This is a genomic window from Neorhizobium sp. P1_A6 (assembly GCF_056406795.1).
In genome coordinates, this window is record NZ_JBFTZM010000024.1 from 20,520 (window position 1) to 36,437 (window position 15,918).

20 protein-coding genes are annotated in these 15,918 nt (G+C 62.3%); 11 read left to right on the top strand and 9 right to left on the bottom strand.

All coding sequences use genetic code 11. The annotated features are described in order from the left end of the window. Nucleotides 1-990, top strand: a complete 990-nt coding sequence (locus tag AC1D3C_RS28105; protein WP_477485185.1) for an esterase-like activity of phytase family protein — start codon at nucleotides 1-3, stop codon at nucleotides 988-990. 26 nt (nucleotides 991-1,016) lie between these two features. Here the strand turns inward: AC1D3C_RS28105 and AC1D3C_RS28110 are convergent, their stop codons facing one another. Then, complete coding sequence (locus AC1D3C_RS28110; RefSeq protein WP_477485186.1) at nucleotides 1,017-1,655, bottom strand: queuosine precursor transporter; 639 nt, start codon at nucleotides 1,653-1,655, stop codon at nucleotides 1,017-1,019. Nucleotides 1,656-1,771: 116 nt separating this feature from the next. Then, entirely contained in the window at nucleotides 1,772-2,071 is a 300-nt protein-coding gene (gene rpmB, locus AC1D3C_RS28115; RefSeq protein WP_151044732.1) for a 50S ribosomal protein L28, read from the bottom strand. Nucleotides 2,072-2,322: 251 nt separating this feature from the next. Between rpmB and AC1D3C_RS28120 the strand changes: the two genes are divergently transcribed. The 3 genes from AC1D3C_RS28120 to AC1D3C_RS28130 are packed head-to-tail and all read left to right on the top strand — an operon-like array spanning nucleotide 2,323 to nucleotide 4,708. After that, on the top strand, nucleotides 2,323-3,096 hold the full coding sequence (locus AC1D3C_RS28120) for a DUF3108 domain-containing protein (protein ID WP_051900201.1): 774 nt from the start codon (nucleotides 2,323-2,325) through the stop codon (nucleotides 3,094-3,096). A 35-nt stretch (nucleotides 3,097-3,131) separates the two neighbouring features. Then, the gene (gene yddG / locus AC1D3C_RS28125; protein WP_247136362.1) at nucleotides 3,132-4,019 is read left to right on the top strand and encodes an aromatic amino acid exporter YddG; all 888 of its coding nucleotides are present in this window, start codon (nucleotides 3,132-3,134) and stop codon (nucleotides 4,017-4,019) included. A 35-nt stretch (nucleotides 4,020-4,054) separates the two neighbouring features. Next, nucleotides 4,055-4,708 (top strand): lysoplasmalogenase, encoded by a 654-nt coding sequence (locus AC1D3C_RS28130; protein WP_477485187.1) that lies wholly within the window; start codon nucleotides 4,055-4,057, stop codon nucleotides 4,706-4,708. Here AC1D3C_RS28130 and AC1D3C_RS28135 read toward each other — a convergent pair. Both AC1D3C_RS28135 and gloB read right to left on the bottom strand, forming a co-directional pair. Beyond that, a complete protein-coding gene (locus AC1D3C_RS28135) occupies nucleotides 4,705-5,124 on the bottom strand; it encodes a cupin domain-containing protein (protein ID WP_477485188.1) in 420 nt (139 codons plus the stop codon). The genes AC1D3C_RS28130 and AC1D3C_RS28135 overlap by 4 nt on opposite strands. After that, nucleotides 5,125-5,895, bottom strand: coding sequence for a hydroxyacylglutathione hydrolase (gloB, locus tag AC1D3C_RS28140; RefSeq protein ID WP_477485189.1), 771 nt, complete (start codon nucleotides 5,893-5,895; stop codon nucleotides 5,125-5,127). It lies immediately after the preceding gene. An 88-nt stretch (nucleotides 5,896-5,983) separates the two neighbouring features. On the opposite strand from gloB, the gene AC1D3C_RS28145 reads away from it, so the two are divergent. From AC1D3C_RS28145 to AC1D3C_RS28155, 3 genes are all read left to right on the top strand, one after another. Continuing rightward, nucleotides 5,984-6,724, top strand: coding sequence for a class I SAM-dependent methyltransferase (locus AC1D3C_RS28145; RefSeq protein ID WP_247035182.1), 741 nt, complete (start codon nucleotides 5,984-5,986; stop codon nucleotides 6,722-6,724). A 189-nt stretch (nucleotides 6,725-6,913) separates the two neighbouring features. Further along, entirely contained in the window at nucleotides 6,914-8,023 is a 1,110-nt protein-coding gene (gene hisC / locus AC1D3C_RS28150; RefSeq protein ID WP_477485190.1) for a histidinol-phosphate transaminase, read from the top strand. Beyond that, nucleotides 8,020-8,949, top strand: a complete 930-nt coding sequence (locus AC1D3C_RS28155) for a prephenate/arogenate dehydrogenase family protein (protein WP_247035179.1) — start codon at nucleotides 8,020-8,022, stop codon at nucleotides 8,947-8,949. The genes hisC and AC1D3C_RS28155 overlap by 4 nt, the downstream gene beginning before the upstream one ends. Before the next feature lie 6 nt (nucleotides 8,950-8,955). On the opposite strand, the gene AC1D3C_RS28160 is transcribed toward AC1D3C_RS28155, so the two are convergent. Continuing rightward, nucleotides 8,956-9,960, bottom strand: coding sequence for a DUF2125 domain-containing protein (locus tag AC1D3C_RS28160; protein ID WP_038546345.1), 1,005 nt, complete (start codon nucleotides 9,958-9,960; stop codon nucleotides 8,956-8,958). 66 nt (nucleotides 9,961-10,026) lie between these two features. Here AC1D3C_RS28160 and AC1D3C_RS28165 point away from each other — a divergent pair, with 66 nt between their 5' ends. Beyond that, entirely contained in the window at nucleotides 10,027-10,563 is a 537-nt protein-coding gene (locus AC1D3C_RS28165) for a gamma-glutamylcyclotransferase (protein WP_477485191.1), read from the top strand. On the opposite strand, the gene AC1D3C_RS28170 is transcribed toward AC1D3C_RS28165, so the two are convergent. From AC1D3C_RS28170 to ftsE, 4 genes are all read right to left on the bottom strand, one after another. After that, nucleotides 10,548-11,339 (bottom strand): lysophospholipid acyltransferase family protein, encoded by a 792-nt coding sequence (locus AC1D3C_RS28170; RefSeq protein WP_477485192.1) that lies wholly within the window; start codon nucleotides 11,337-11,339, stop codon nucleotides 10,548-10,550. The genes AC1D3C_RS28165 and AC1D3C_RS28170 overlap by 16 nt on opposite strands. 83 nt (nucleotides 11,340-11,422) lie before the next feature. After that, nucleotides 11,423-12,154, bottom strand: coding sequence for a YdcF family protein (locus AC1D3C_RS28175; RefSeq protein WP_477485193.1), 732 nt, complete (start codon nucleotides 12,152-12,154; stop codon nucleotides 11,423-11,425). A gap of 64 nt (nucleotides 12,155-12,218) precedes the next feature. Beyond that, a complete protein-coding gene (locus AC1D3C_RS28180) occupies nucleotides 12,219-13,169 on the bottom strand; it encodes a cell division protein FtsX (RefSeq protein WP_477485205.1) in 951 nt (316 codons plus the stop codon). A 100-nt stretch (nucleotides 13,170-13,269) separates the two neighbouring features. After that, nucleotides 13,270-13,929 (bottom strand): cell division ATP-binding protein FtsE, encoded by a 660-nt coding sequence (gene ftsE, locus AC1D3C_RS28185; RefSeq protein WP_046605317.1) that lies wholly within the window; start codon nucleotides 13,927-13,929, stop codon nucleotides 13,270-13,272. 207 nt (nucleotides 13,930-14,136) lie between these two features. On the opposite strand from ftsE, the gene AC1D3C_RS28190 reads away from it, so the two are divergent. From AC1D3C_RS28190 to AC1D3C_RS28200, 3 genes are all read left to right on the top strand, one after another. After that, a complete protein-coding gene (locus AC1D3C_RS28190) occupies nucleotides 14,137-14,796 on the top strand; it encodes a hypothetical protein (protein ID WP_477485194.1) in 660 nt (219 codons plus the stop codon). A 62-nt stretch (nucleotides 14,797-14,858) separates the two neighbouring features. Then, the gene (gene hpt, locus AC1D3C_RS28195; RefSeq protein ID WP_038546323.1) at nucleotides 14,859-15,401 is read left to right on the top strand and encodes a hypoxanthine phosphoribosyltransferase; all 543 of its coding nucleotides are present in this window, start codon (nucleotides 14,859-14,861) and stop codon (nucleotides 15,399-15,401) included. Nucleotides 15,402-15,529: 128 nt separating this feature from the next. Next, nucleotides 15,530-15,907, top strand: coding sequence for a response regulator (locus tag AC1D3C_RS28200; RefSeq protein WP_151044711.1), 378 nt, complete (start codon nucleotides 15,530-15,532; stop codon nucleotides 15,905-15,907). Nucleotides 15,908-15,918 lie beyond the last annotated feature (11 nt).

The window sequence follows — 15,918 nt, forward strand, 5'->3', positions numbered from 1 at the left end:
TTGAAACTTTCCCGCCTCGTCGTCTGGGCCGGCATTTTTGGCGTCATCGCTTTCCCGGTGGCGCCTGCCACCGAAAATATCTCGGTCAGGGCGCGCGCGATCACCGAATTCAAGCGCGGTTCGGCGGAAACACGCTTTGGACCTCTCGAATTTCTCGGTGGAATCGAATTTTCATCGTCCGATAGCCGGCTGCAGTCGCTGTCGAGCATCCGCTTTCGCGCCGATGGCGAAAGGTTCGTGTCGGTGCTCGATACCGGTTCCTGGCTGACCGGCCGCATCGAGCGGGATGCCAAGGGGCGCCTCGCCTACCTCGCCGATCTCGCCATCAATCCGATCCTCATCCGTGGCGGCCGGGTCGGTTCGAAATACACTTCGGACGCCGAGGGCCTGGCGCTGAGGGACGGCCAGGCGATCGTCAGCTTTGAGCAACTGCATCGCGTCGATGCCTATCCCGATCCGGGGTTCGAGATCTCAGGTCCCCTTAAGAGCCTCGATCTGCCGATCCCCCGCCACGAGTTCCGGATGAATGCGGGCATGGAGACGGTGGCGGTCTCGCCCCAGGCCAGTCCGCTCAAGGGATCGCCCATCGTGGTCACCGAGCATAGCCTCGATGACCAGGGGAACCTTTTCGCCGCCATCCTGGAAGGGCCGCTCAAGGGCGTGTTCACGGTAGTGCGGCACGATCCGTTCGACGCGACCGATGGCGCCTTCCTGCCGAACGGCGATTTCCTGCTGCTCGAACGTCGGTTCAGCTTCCTCGGCGGCCTCGGCATGCGCATCCGCCTCATCAAGGGCGGCAGCATCCGTCCCGGCGCTGTCGTCGACGGCGAAGTGCTCGTCGATGCCGACATGGGTTTTGCCATCGACAACATGGAAGGGCTTGACGTTATCACCGGGCCCGAGGGCAAGCCGCACCTCATCCTGATTTCGGATGACAACGGCAATCTGCTGCAGCGTAACGTGATGCTGGAATTCCGCCTGACGCAGTGATGCCAGGCGGAATGCCTAGGTTGAGCTCAGCGGGCCGGGGCGACCTGCGGCATCGGCTTCAGCACGTTCATCAGTGCGCCATAGGGCAGGAGCAGGACGACGCCGACCAGGACCTTGACCACGAGGTCGCCGAGCGCCCAGGAGATCCAGCGCGGGGCCTCGGTGGCAAGGGCGCCGAGGATCGGTGCGGACTGGATGGCGAAATCCTCGTTCGGGCCGATGAAGGCGAAGAGCGGGGCGAAAGCCAGCGAGAAGAACAGGATCGTATCGATTACCGTGCCGATCAGCGATGCCGCCAGCGGCGCCTTCCACCAGGTCTTGCGGCGCAGTTCATTGAACACCGAGATGTCGAGAAGCTGGCCGATCAGGAAGGCTGTGCCGGATGCGATGGCGATGCGCGGAACGGAAATCCAGAAGGACAGCGCGACGCCGACGACGAAACCGACAAGTACGACGCGTCGCGCAATCGAGGGACCGAACTGGCGATTGGTGAGGTCAGTGATCAGGAATGCGACGGGATAGGTGAACGCGCCCCAGGTAAGGAGATCGCCAAGGGCGATGCCCCAGAGCGTTCCCGTGACCGGAAACTGCACCAGGAAATTCGAGGCGCCGACGATGGCCGCCATCAGCAGGGCATAGATGAAAGTATAGCGTGAGCTCAGCATTTTTTTATCCTGGGTGATGCCACCAGTTGGAGTTTTATGAAGGGCAAGAGAAAAGGCCTGGCCGGCATTACCCGTTCAAGCCTTGTTCAAAGCCGGATGATTTGTCGTCAGACCGATTAGGCCGCGGCAGCGACTTCGGCGGTCTTCTTGACGATCTGGCGGCGCAGCAGGCGGGCGCGCATCGACAGTTCGGTCTCGTCGGACTTCAACAGGAAGGCATCGAGGCCGCCACGATGTTCGACGGAGCGCAGAGCGTGCGCCGAAACGCGCAGGCGATAACGCTGGCCGAGAGCGTCGGAGATCAACGTGACCTGGCACAGGTTCGGCAGGAACCGACGGCGGGTCTTGTTGTTGGCGTGGCTTACGTTGTTGCCGGTCAGAACGCCCTTACCGGTCAGTTCGCACACACGAGACATGGATACACCTTTGTTCTTCTGCAATCGGATGGTACTTCCGGACAATGCCCGGTGCGCCGATCCAACTGGTCCTGAGTGGAAAGTTGCGGTTCTATAGTCAGTGGGGCTCGTCGCGTCAAGCCAAAACCTTGGCCTAACCCTAAGAGAATCCGCTGCCAGTGCCCTGACGCCGCTATTTTCTTGCCATGATGCACCGTCTATATGTCTCCAGGAAGACGCTTTTCGGCGTCCTCATCGGTCAGGGCAGAATCATGAACCTTCACGGCTGTTTCGTCAGTGCCTTCGTGCTCGTCTTCGGGTTCACGACCGTTCCGCTCGGCTCGGCGGAAATCCGGCATGTCAGCGAATACGATATTTCGCTCGGGATACTGCCGATCGCAAAGGCGTCATTCGCGAGCGAATTCAACAGCAGCGATTACAAGATCACCGGCACGTTCAAATCGGCCGGGATCGTCAACATCATCAGCCGCATCTCCGCCGAGACCAGCGTCAGCGGGCGAATGCAGGCCGACAAGCTGCAGGCCGATCGCTACAACCTCGTCTACAGCGCCGGCCGGCGCACGCGTGTCTACGACGTCGAGTACCGCAACGGCAATGTCACCGAGACGACTGTCAAGCCCGAGCCGACCCGCAATCCGGAAACCTGGATTCCCGTGACGGACAAGGACCTGCACGCGGTTCTCGACCCGTTGAGTGGCCTCATCTTCCCGGGCGACGCCAAGGTCTGCCCCAGTCGGCTGCCGATCTACGACGGCGAGTCGCGCATGGACCTGGTGTTGACGCCGAAGGGCACCAGGCCGTTTTCGACTGACGGTTTCAAGGGTGAGGCGATCGTCTGTTCGATCCGCTACCTTCCGAGGTCGGGCTTCAAGCGCGGGCGCAGCGATATCGAATACTTGCGCAAGACGCCGATGGAAATCTGGTTTGCCAAAGCGCAATCGGTAAATGTATATGCTCCAGTCTACGCCGTCATCCCGACAAGGATGGGGCAGGTTTACGTGACGGCCGTCAAATATGGCGGTTGAATAAGGCGCCCGCCCGGGCGCCCAAGGGGGCAGGGGTGAAAATCCGGGGAACGTTGATCGGTTTTACGGCGATCCTGATGTGGTCGCTGCTGGCCCTGATGACGGCCGCATCCGGAAAAGTGCCGCCTTTCCAGATGAGCGCGATGACGTTCGCGATCGGCAGCCTGCCGGGCATCGTGCTTTTTATTGTCAGGCCCGAGCGTATCGCGCTCCTGAAGCAGCCGCCGAAGGTTTGGATCACCGGCATCGGCGGCCTATTCGGTTATCATTTTCTGTATTTCACGGCGCTCCGCAACGCACCGGCCGTCGAGGCGGGGCTGATCGCCTATCTCTGGCCGCTGTTCATCGTCGTCGGTTCGGCCCTGCTGCCGGGAGAAAGGCTGCGCTGGTATCACGTGGCTGGTGCTGTCGCCGGGCTTTGCGGCACGATCGCCATCGTTTCCCGCAACGGCCTTGCCTTCGACGACGCCTATCTCATGGGTTATGGCGCCGCCTTTCTCTGCGCCTTCACCTGGTCGGGCTATTCGCTGCTGACGCGGCGCTTCGACCGGGTTTCGACCGATGTCGTCACCGGTTTCTGCCTCGGCACCTCGCTGCTGTCGCTGATCTGCCATCTGGCGCTTGAGACAACCGTCTGGCCGGCTAATGGCGGCGAGTGGGCGGCGGTCGTTGGGCTTGGTCTGCTGCCGGTCGGCGCGGCCTTCTATGCCTGGGACTACGGTGTCAAGAGTGGGGATATCCAGATCATCGGCGCGGCCAGTTATGCAGCGCCGCTGCTGTCGACGCTGATCCTGGTCGCATCGGGTTTTGCCGAAGCGAACTGGAACATCCTGTTGGCCTGCCTGCTGATCACCGGAGGGGCGGTGCTGGCGGCTCGGGATATGTTCCGGCCGAAGCCAATTGCGGAAGCCGCGGCCGAATAGGCGTTCCTGAAAGGGTCGGGGACGTGGGGGAAGAGATGTATCTGTCGTTATGGGCGGTGCTTGCCGTCTCGATCGCGCTTGCGATCCATTATTTCCGCTGGCTGAAAAGGCCGGCGGGCCATCTTCGCGCGGTGCTGAAGACCGTACCGGTCCTGCTGCTCGTGCTCTATGCGGGTCTTTCCGGCGCGCCGGCGCTGTTCGTCGCAGCGCTGGCGCTCGGTGCACTCGGAGACGCCTGGCTCGCCTACGAGGGAGAGGCAGCCTTCGTCGCCGGGCTCGCTGCCTTCCTCGCTTCGCATATTGCCTATGCGGCGCTGTTCTGGCCGTCGATAGAACCGAGCCTGCTGGTCGCCTCCGCATGGCGTTATACGGCGGCATGGATATTCGTGGTGCTGACGGGCATGACGTTTTTCATGCTGTGGCGCCCTGCCGGACGGCTCGCCATCCCCGTCGCCGCCTATGGGGTCGCGATCCTCGCCATGGCACTTTCGGCGCTGGCGGTGAAGCCGATCCTGCCGGCGGCCGGTGCTGCGCTGTTCGTCATGTCCGACACTGCACTGGCGGTCCAGAAATTCCTGGTCAAGCCGGATGCGCCTGTCATGGCGAGGCTGAAGCCGTTCGTGTGGGGCACTTACTTCACGGCACAGCTGATCTTTACGTTGGCAATTGCCGGCCTGCCGTTGTCTTAGACCGACGGTTCCCATCCGGGCGGAGCCATCTCGAAGCTCGAAAACTGAAAGCCTGGCGCGACCGTGCAGCCCACCAGCGTGAAGCGGCCAAGCGGTTCCGCAGCCTGCCAGGCGTTCGCAGGGACCACGGCCTGCGGCCGTTCGCCCCTGGCGAGATCGGTGCCGAGCCTCACCTCTTCGACCGTCTCGCCCTCGGAAATCCGCAGTCGCAACGGATCGCCGGCATAGAAATGCCAGACCTCCGCCGCATCGCGAACCCGATGCCAGTGGGAGCGTTCGCCGGCTTCCAACAGATAATAGATCGCCGTCGAATGGCCGCGTGAGCCACCCTCAGCGTCACGAAACGTCTCGACGTACCAGCCGCCTTCCGGATGCCGCTGCATGCCGAGCGTGGCGATGATCTCTTCCGGCGTCATTCAGAAGTTGTCCTTGCGCTTGCGGATCTCGGCAAACACTTCCTCGTTGGATTTGCCCTCCATCAGGAGGTTGCGGCGGATGGCCGGGTCCGATGCGCGCAGGAAGGGATTGGTTTCCTTTTCCAGCCCGATCGTCGTCGGAATGGTGAACCGGCCGGCCGCGCGCTGCGCCTCGATCTCGCTTGCGCGCGCCTGCAGACGCCCGTTGTCCGGATCGACGCTCAGCGCGAACTTCGCGTTCGAGAGCGTATATTCATGACCGAAATAGACGGCAGTCTCGTCCGGCAGAACGGCGAGCTTCTGCAGCGAGTGCCACATGTCGGCGGCCGGGCGTTCGAACAGCCGGCCGCAGCCGAGCGCAAACAGCGTGTCTGCCGCAAACAGGATCTTGTCGTCCGGGAAATGGTAGCAGATATGGCCGGCGGTGTGGCCCGGCGTCTCAATGACGCAGACGAGATGTTCGCCGAACTGGAATTCGTCGCCATCCGCCATGGTCTTGTCGAGGCCGGGGATCGCCACGGCCTCGTTAAACGGGCCGATGATCTCCAGCCCGAGCTTTTCCTTGAGCGCCAGGTTGGCTTCTACGTGGTCGCCATGGTGGTGAGTGGTGAAGATGTGGGTGATCTTCCAGCCGCGCCGGGCCGCCGCTTCGAGGATCGGCTTTTCCTCCGGCGCATCGATCGAGGCCGTAAGACCGCTTTCCGGATCGTGCACGAGAACGCCGTAATTATCGCTGCGGCATGAAAAAACTTCGAGTTCCAGTGGTCTCATAACATAACCCCATTGCTGAAAGTGTTTTGCGTCACAATGTAGAGACTGGTCCCTTGAAGTCCAACCACCGTCTGGTACCAAATCACGCATGCACACGGATATCGTCGATCTTCGCGAATTCTATCACTCGCCCCTCGGCCATCTCGCCGAGCAGTCGATCACGTTCGCGCTGTCTTCGCTCTGGGCGCGGCTGCCGGAGGAGCGGCTGGTGGGCCTTGGTTATGCCGTGCCGTATCTCGACCGTTTCCGCGCCGATACGGAACGCACTTTCGCCTTCATGCCGGCGGGGCAGGGGGCGGTGAACTGGCCGGTCAGCGAGCTTTCCTCGACCGCTCTCGTCTTCGACGAGGAACTGCCGCTGCCGGACTCTTCCGTCGACCGCGTGCTGATGGTGCATTCGCTGGAATTTGCCGAAAATCCGCGGGAGACCTTGAAGGAACTCTGGCGGGTGCTGGCGCCCGGCGGGCGGCTGGTCATCGTCGTGCCCAACCGGCGCGGCGTCTGGGCGCGCATGGAACACACGCCGTTCGGCTCCGGCCGGCCTTACTCGCGTGGGCAGCTCACCTCGCTGCTGCGCGAGACCAATTTCACGCCCGGGGCCAGCGCCGAGGCGCTGTTCTTCCCGCCGTCGAAAATCCGCGCCGTGCTGAAGCTGCGCCAGGCCTTTGAGCGCATGGGCCGGCGTTTCTGGCCGGTTTTTTCGGGGGTCATCGTGCTGGAGGCCCAGAAGCGGCTCTACCAGGGCCTGCCGGTCGCGGCGCGCGCCTCCCGGCGCGTCTTCGTGCCCGTGCTGGCCCCTCAAGGCGTGCCTACGACGCGGACGCGGTGAGGACCGCCCCTCATCCGACTGCATTCTCCGGCCCGTCGCTTTGGCTCAGAGCGTTCGTCATTCGAAACGATTGACTGGATCGTTTCGTCAGCTGCGCCGACCGTTCCTCACCCCTCGACAAAGGCGTTTTTCGGCTTTAATCCCACTGGATCACACCCGCCATTCAGGCTTTCCAAAAAGGTTGATCCGATGAGCATCGTCACGAGTGAGCCCGTTCCGCGTCCCGGCATCCTGGATATCGCCGCCTATGTGCCCGGCAAGGAACATGCTCCGGGCGTTGCGCGGGTCTTCAAGCTTTCGTCCAACGAGACGCCGCTCGGCGCCAGCCCGAAGGCGATCGACGCTTTCAAACAGGCGGCCGGCCATCTCGAACTTTATCCGGACGGTCAGGCAATGGCGCTGCGCGAGGCGATCGCCTCGGTGCACGGGCTCAACGTCGCAAACATCATGTGCGGCAACGGTTCCGACGAGCTGCTGGGCCTGCTCTGCCACGTCTATCTCGGTGCCGGCGATGAGGCCATCATCACCCAGCATGGGTTTCTCGTCTACAAGATCCAGATCATGGGCGCCGGCGCCACGGTCGTCGAGGTGAAGGAGAAGGATTGCACCGTCGACGTCGATGCGATCCTTGCCGCCGTCACCGACAAGACGAAGATGGTGTTCATCGCCAATCCCGGCAATCCGACTGGTACATACGTCCCGGTCGCGGATATCCGCCGCCTGCAGGCCGGGCTGCCGAAGAGCGTCATCCTCGTGCTCGACGCTGCCTATGCGGAATACGTGCGCAAGAACGATTACGAGGCCGGCCTCGAACTGGTGTCGTCCAACAGGAACGTCGTGATGACCCCCACCTTCTCCAAGGTCTACGGGCTTGCGGCGCTGCGCATCGGCTGGATGTACGGCCCGGCCGGCATCCTCGACGCGCTGAACCGGGTGCGCGGCCCGTTCAACATGAACGCCCCGGCGATTGCCGCGGGTGCGGCCGCGATCCGCGACCAGGCTTTTGTCGAAAAAGCGGTCGAGCACAACAATCTCTGGCAGGGCAAGCTTACCCACGCGCTGGAGGCGATCGGCCTCAAGGTGACGCCTTCGGTCGCCAATTTCGTGCTCATCCATTTCCCGGACGTCGACGGCAAGCGCGCGCCGGAAGCGGATGCCTTCCTCACCAGCCGCGGTTACATCCTGCGCGCCGTCAAAGGTTACGGTTTCCCGAACGCCCTGCGCATGACGGTCGGCTCGGAAGAGGCCAATCGCGGCGTCATCGAGACGCTCGGCGAATTCATGGGTAAAAGCGCATGAGCACGCCGCTTTTCGACCGGATCGCGCTGATCGGCATCGGCCTGATCGGCTCCTCGATCGCACGGGACGTCAAGGAACAGGGTTTGGCCGGCGAGGTGGTGATTTCCACGCGCAGCGCCGAAACCCTGAAACGTGCCGAAGAGCTGACGCTCGGCACGCACTACGTCTCCTCGGCTGCTGATGCGGTGAAGGATGCCGATCTGGTCATCGTCTCGGTGCCGGTCGGTGCATCGGAGGCGGTTGCAAAGCAGATCGCCGGCAGCTTGAAGCCCGGCGCGATTGTTACCGATGTCGGCTCCACCAAGGCCTCCGTCATCGCGCAGATGGCGCCGCATATGCCGGAAGGCGTGCATTTCATTCCGGGCCATCCGCTGGCGGGCACCGAAAAATCCGGCCCGGATGCCGGTTTTGTCGGTCTGTTCCGGGACCGCTGGTGCATCTTTACGCCGCTCCCAGATACGGATCAAGGCGCACTCGATAAGCTGAAGTCCTTCTGGATGGCGCTCGGCTCGCGCATCGACGAAATGGACCCGCAGCACCACGACAAGGTTCTGGCGATCGTCTCCCACCTGCCGCATATCATCGCCTACAACATCGTCGGCACGGCGGACGATCTCGAAACGGTGACCGACGCGGAAGTGATCAAATATTCCGCCTCCGGTTTTCGCGATTTCACCCGCCTTGCGGCGTCCGATCCCACCATGTGGAGGGACGTCTGCCTGCACAACAAGGATGCGATCCTGGAAATGCTGGCGCGTTTTTCGGAAGATCTTGCCTATCTGCAGCGGGCGATCCGCTGGGGCGAAGGCGACAAGCTGTTCGAGCTCTTCACCCGCACCCGCGCCATCCGCCGCTCCATCGTCCAGGCCGGCCAGGATGTCGACGCTCCGGATTTCGGCCGCCATTCACTCGACGCCAAAAAGTGACCAGGGTCAGATCGGCGGAATTTCGCCGATCTGGATGAAGCCGCCGGCGAACACCTTGCCGCGGTTGATGGTGAGGTCGAGCGACGCGCTCTTGCCGCGGCCGAGCGCGGACAGCATGTTGGCGGCGCTCTTCAGCGTCGGGGCGATCTGCGGAAAGGCCTGGCTGAGGCTGTCCCGCCAGGCATCGATCCGCTCGATCCGGAGCTTCAGCTTGCCAGACAGATAACCCTGTTCATCGAAGGAAAACGGACCGGAAACGGTGATCAGCTTGCCGTCGCCGAGATCGGCCGAAAGGCTGCGCATCTGGCCCTGTGTACCGTAGAGAGCGGTTCCATTCGGATCGGTTCCGTCGATCATGCCGGCGCGGCCGGTCAGGGTCAGGTCGAGATTGGTCGTAAACCGGGGCAGAAGCTGCGGCAGGTCTTTCATCACCACATCGGTGTTTTGCAGCGTCATGGCCGCGTCGAGGTCGTTGCCGTTCTGGCGCAGATGGATTTCGGTGTGCCCGGCGCTGATATTGAAGGCCTGGCCGGTTGCCGACGATAGGATGTTCGTCTTCGCATTCTCGATCACCGTCGAGGTGCGCTCCACTCCGCGAAACCGGGTGATGAGGCTCGACTGGAAATTTTCCCAGGTGGTCGAAACCGAAAGCCCATGGCCGGTGCGGATCTCGATCGGTGAATCGAGTTCCCAGACGATATGGCCGGGATTGTAAACCTGGGCGGCGGACCGCAGCGCGCCGAACGTGGCGGAAATGCCGTTGGTGCGGTCGTCGACCGAGACCTTCGAGCAGAACAGGCCGATCCGGAAGGGATAGCCACGATAGTCCGCGTCGGCGCATTCGGCCGAGATGCCGCGGCTTTCCTGGCTGCCGAGCAGGGCCAGCGTCCGCTCCTTCAGCGTCGAGGCGCCATAGAACCAGCCTGCGGTGTAGAGCGCGATTACCAGCACCACGCCGGAGGCGAGTAGCCACAATTTGCCGCTGACGCCAGTTCGGCTTGACGCTGCCATGATGTTCTCCAATGGTGCTGAAAACTTGGGGCCGGATGCTTCAATTGGAATGGTGTGGCGCGGGATATGGACGAATTTTGGGTGTTTGGCTACGGGTCTCTGATGTGGAATCCCGGTTTTACGTTTGAGGAAAGACTGCCCGCACGTGCTTTCGGCTTCCGCCGCTCCCTCTGCGTCTGGTCTTACGTGCATCGCGGCACGCCCGATCGTCCGGGGCTCGTCCTCGGTCTCGACCGCGGCGGCTCATGCCGCGGCGTCGCCTTCCGGGTGAGCGAGGAGAACCGTGAGGACGTGCTCGATTATCTGCGCCGGCGTGAACTCGTTACGAATGTCTATCTGGAAAAGATTCTGCCCGTCTCGCTCGGTGACGGGCGGCAGGTGAAGGCAGTCGGCTATATCGTCGATCGCCACCATGTCCAATATGCTGGCGCGCTGGAAATCGAACAGGCGGCAGAGATCGTCGGCGTCTCCTCCGGCCAGTCGGGCCCCAACGATACCTATGTGTTCAACACATTGGCCCATCTGAAAGATATGGGTATCCGCGATCACTGGCTGGAAGGCGTTGGCGGGGCCGTGACGGCCGGATTTCAGGCCGCCGTCTGAGCTTTCAGCTCCGCAAGCCGCTTCACCGCTGACGGCGGCAGCGGCAGGTACGGATTGGCGGCCACGGTTTCGACCAGCAGCCTGTCGCTTTCCCGTTCCAGGGTTTCGACCAGATGGGCGTAAAATGCATCCGGATCCATGCCCGGTGCGATCGGCGGCAGGATGCGAACCTTGAAATGGCCGGGATATTTGATGAGCTTGCGGCGGCCCCAGAACAGGCCCCAATGGGCGACGATCGGCACGACGGGCACCCCGACGTCGCGATAGATGCGGGCGATGCCGTAGCGGTATTGCGGCTCGGCCCCCGGCGGTCGGCGCGTGCCTTCCGGGTAGATGATGAGCTGGCGGTTGTTGGCCATCTCCTCCTTCGTCCGGTTCATGACATCGACCATCACCTTGCCGCGGGCGCCGCGGTTGACCGGGATCATCTTCTGCTTGGCGGCATACCAGCCGAACAGCGGGATCCACATCAACTCGCGCTTGAGGATATAGACCGGGTCCCGCTGCCAGGGCAGCAGCGCCACGGTATCCCAGGCGGATTGATGCTTGGGGGCAAAGATGCAGCCCCCCTCGGGCACGTTTTCCAGCCCTTCGATCTCGAACGTGGCGCCGACGATCTTTGCCATCAGCCAGTTGCAGGAGGCGGCCCAGGCTTTGGGGATGCGGTAGGCCGCCTTGCGCGGCATCAGGAAATAGATCGGGCTCAGCACGATCATCCGGACGATCAGGTTTGTGTAGAAGGCGATGTTGAAAAGAACCGAACGCACCAGCAGCATGGAAGCTTCCTCTTGGACAGGCGTTGCCTACACGAGATCGGGCGGGGAAAAAAGCGTCGGCTCGTCATCCGGAGGGAAAAGTGTCAGGGCGCGGGCTTTGAGGCGGTTTTCGGCGGGTCTTCGTTGCGCAGTCCGCTGCCGCGCTCGATGCCGAACAAGTCGCGGCAGGTAGCGAGCACGACCTTGCCGTATTCCGAAAGCATGGTGCGCAACACGTCCGGCTCGGCGAACCAGGCTTTTCGGGTGAGATCGGAACTGACCACCGGATAGGCAATGAACTCGGTTACCGGGTCGGCACGCCGCAATTCGTGCAGGCTGCGCAGCATGTGATAATTGTTGGTGACGACCAGCACGGACCTGTATCCGTGGTCGTGGATCCAGCGGGTGATTTCGTTGGCATTGCCGATCGTATCGATCGCATCGTAGCCGATATCGACGCAACAGGCGAAGAGGTCGGGCGAGGCCTGCGTGACCTTGCGGATCTGGGTCGGGCTGGTGGACGGGTGCGCTCCCGAGATCAGCAGGCGCTGGCCGGCGCCATCCCGCAAAAGTCCGAGCGCCTGTTCGATGCGCAGATAGCCGCCGGTCAATACGACGATCGCATCGGCCTTGACGCCGTCAGGCGCCTTCAGTGACGTCACCGCATTTGCAAACCACAAAAACCCGCCAAAAAGCAGCGCCAGCCCGAGCACGCAGGCCATGATGATGCGCCGGGCGGCCCATCGCAGCCGGCTGTTGCGCGAAAACACTCTCCCGAGCCACCGCCGCGGGTGGCTATCCGCTTCATTTTCGGGTGTGGTCGGAGCCGGTGTCATGATTGTCCATAGCCGGAGATTCGTGGCGAGAACAGGGCCAACCTACAGAGGGACGGCAACCGATTCAAGAAGCTGATAACCCGTCGGAACGCGATGGATCGGATCGGATCAGGTCGATCTCGTCGATGGTGCGCATGACCGTGAACCGGGCCGTGAGCGTCGTCAGCAGCGCGATCACGATCATCGTGGCGAAGATGCCAAGATAACCGCCGGCGCCTATCGTGAAGGAACCGAACAAAGCTGTCGCCTGGTCGCTTTCGGGCGTCGCGAGCGAATTCGCCTGCCACATGTTGGCAATGGCGAACATAGCGGCTGCGAGCGCACCGCCGGCGGCGGAACCCTTGATGCTGATCTTCAGGAAATGTTTCTGGAATTCGCCGGCCACGAACGAGCTTTCGGCGCCGACGAAATGCAGCACCTCGACGATATGGCGATTGCCGGAGAGCGCCCCGCGGGTGGCAAAGATCACCGTCAGGATCATCGCCGTGAAGACGAGGATGAGGACGCCCATGCCGATCAGCACCGTCGTATGAGCCATCGACACCAGGCGATCCACCCAGGTGCGATGATCGTCGAGGAAAGCCTGCGGGATTTCCGTTTTCAGGAGATCGCGCATTCCGGCGAAATCGGGTGGGTTCTGTTCGTCAATGGTGACGATGACGAGGCGCGGTATAGGCAGGTCGTCGAAGTTCAATCCGGTGCCGAGCCACGGCTCCAGAAGCCTTGCGGTCGCGCTTTCGTCCATGATCGTACCTTCGCGGGTGCCGACGAAGGTGAGCGCCAGGTCGCGGGCCTTCTTCAAAGCGGCATCCATGTCGAGCCCGTCATCGGGCTTGATCTGGATGGTGATCTCGCGGGAAATCTGGCTTTGCCAGCTCGATGCCGTGGCCCTCACCATGCTCACCGCGCCGAGCGTCAGGCAGGCAAGGAAGGCCATGATGGCGATCACCACCATCAGCGCATTGCCCTGGATGTTGGAGGGCGGCAGGATCGGCGCAGTCGGGCGCACCCGCATCTCGACGCGGCGCGCCTGCTTCTGGCCTGCCGGTTGAGCCTGCTGCTCGTTTTCGGGCCTCTGCGATTGGGCGCTCTTCGGCGCTTTCGGGCGGCTCAGCTCATTCATAGATGTCGAGCCGCCCTTCGGTGAGGATCATCCGCCTTGCATCCACCTGGTCCATCAGCGCCAGATCGTGGGTGGCAATGACGACGGCGGTGCCGAGCCGGTTGAGTTCCAGGAAGAGATTGAGGAGCCGGCGCGCCATCGGCGGATCGACGTTGCCGGTCGGTTCGTCGGCGAGCAGGATTTCCGGCTGGTCCATCAGGGCACGGGCGATTGCCGCACGCTGCTTCTCACCACCCGAGAGAACGGCGGGCAGCACGTTGATACGCTCTCCGAGCCCGACCCATTTCAGAAGTTCGATCACGTCGTTGCGGTAGGAGCTTTCGTCCTTGCCGCGCACGCGCAGCGGCAGCGCGACGTTCTCATAGGTAGTCAGGTGGTCAAGCAGGCGGAAATCCTGGAAGACGATGCCGACCCGCCGGCGCAGCATCGGCAGTTCGGCGCGGGGGATCTGCGATAGGTCACGGCCGAACATATGGATGATGCCGCGGGTCGGGTGCAGCGACATGAACAGCAGGCGCAGGAGCGTGGTCTTCCCAGCGCCCGATGGGCCCGTGAGGAACTGGAACGAGCGCTTGGGGATGTCGAAGGTCATATCCCGCAGGATCTCCGGCCCCATCCCATAGCGCAGACCAACGTTTTCGAAATGAATCAACGGATGACCCAGTCCTCGCTCTTTCGACTCTCTGGTGCCCGTCTATCTCTTAACGACCCGGGTAAACGAACGGTAAATCACGCGCGGAAAAGGGCTAATTTCAGGCCGTATTTGCGAAGCGTTAACCATTTCAATTTACGACTGAGGAGGATTCGATTCAATGCCCGCGATCCCGAACAACGGGGAAAACGGGCCGAAGAGGGCCCCATGAGCACGTTTAGCAGCCATCAGGGCAAAACAGTCATCCAGATGGACATCCTGCCGCCGGAACCTTCCGCGCGCACGACCCGGATAAACCCGCGGCGCGGCGAGGTGGTCGACGCCCAGTTCGTTCCGGTTCGCGAGACCTTCCGCCGGGGACCGGCGCCGCGCTCGCACAATGACAATCGCACCAGGCGGCCTGAAACCACGGTCGCTGCCGCGTCGTTCGCGGAACGGGTTCTCGCCGGAACTGAGCGTGGCCTGATGCGTCTTTCCGCCGATTTCTTCTCGGCAGTCGTGGCCGTCGTCTTCGTTACCGTTTTCAGCCTCGCGGGCGGCTTCACGTTCCTGTTCGCCGGTTCGGCGACGGCAGGAGCCGGGCCGACGCTCGACATCACCCATGTGACGATGACGCCGCAGGATGCCAACGGCATGCGCGTGCTCTTGATCAACGGCATCGTCGAGAACCGCAGCGGCGACAACCGGGCCATGCCGCAGATCCGCGCCGATCTGATGTCGGGCCAGACACTCATTGCGACGACGCTGATCTCGCCGCCGGTCTCGTCGATCGAAGGCCGCCAGAGCCGAGGCTTTTCGGCGCGCGTGCCCCACCCCGGTGGAAAACTGCCCGATCTGCGGCTTTCCTTTGCGGACCGCGGCGCCTAGAGCTTTCTCTTTTCCGGCGGATTGTGGTATCGCGGTTTTTTACGGACACGCAGGAGAACCTCATGCCCGTCGTACGCGGCAAAATCATCGAGCCGCTTTATACCGCCGAACAGATCGCCGAGCGCAACCATGCGATCGCGGCGCAGATCGCCACCGGTCCGACCAAGGACCTGCTGGTCATTGCTATCCTCAAGGGCTCGTTCATCTTCGCCGCCGATCTGTTGCGGGCGCTGCATGATGTGGGTCTTGCGCCGGAAGTCGAGTTCGTCACGCTGTCGAGCTACGGCGCCGGAACCGTTTCGCAAGGGGTGCGGATCGTCAAGGACATCGACAGCGACGTGAAGGATCGCGACGTGTTGTTGATCGACGATATCCTCGAATCCGGCCGTACGCTGAAATTCGCCAAGGAAATGCTCTATGAGCGCGGCGCCCGTAATGTTTCCGTCGCCGTGCTGCTCGACAAACGCGTCAAGCGCCAGGAGGATCTGGAGGCGGATTACGTCGGTTTCGAATGCCCGGACTATTTCGTCGTTGGTTACGGCATGGACGTCGCCTATGCCTTTCGCGAGCTGCCTTTCGTCGGCGTCGTGACCGGAGACGCCTGACCGATTTGCTTGGCTTGGGGAGACGAGGTGTTAACCATGTCGGCCTGCAATGGGCCGGCGTTTACTCCTCGACAAGAAAACTCTGTTGATTTGCTCCCAGATAACAAAACACGGGAGCGATCACCGCAATGGCAAAAATCCTGATTACCGAGGACGAGGATTCGCTTCGCATGTTCGTTGCGCGGGCGCTTCGTCTCGATGGTCATGAGACCCATGAAGCGGGTGACGGCGCGGAAGGTCTTGAAAAGCTGAGCGAGGGCACCTTCGATCTGCTGCTCTCCGACATCCGCATGCCGGTCATGGACGGCATCGAACTGGTGCACCAGGCTTCCGCAAAATTCCCCGATCTGAAAATCCTGCTGATGACCGGTTATGCCGAGCAGCGGGAGCGTGCCGACGATCTTGCGGCCAAGGTGATCGATGTGGTGCAGAAGCCGTTCGCGCTTCCCGATATCCGCCGTGCCGTCGCCTCGGCGCTGGCAGCCGCAAACTCCCGCGCCGCCTGATAAATCTTTAG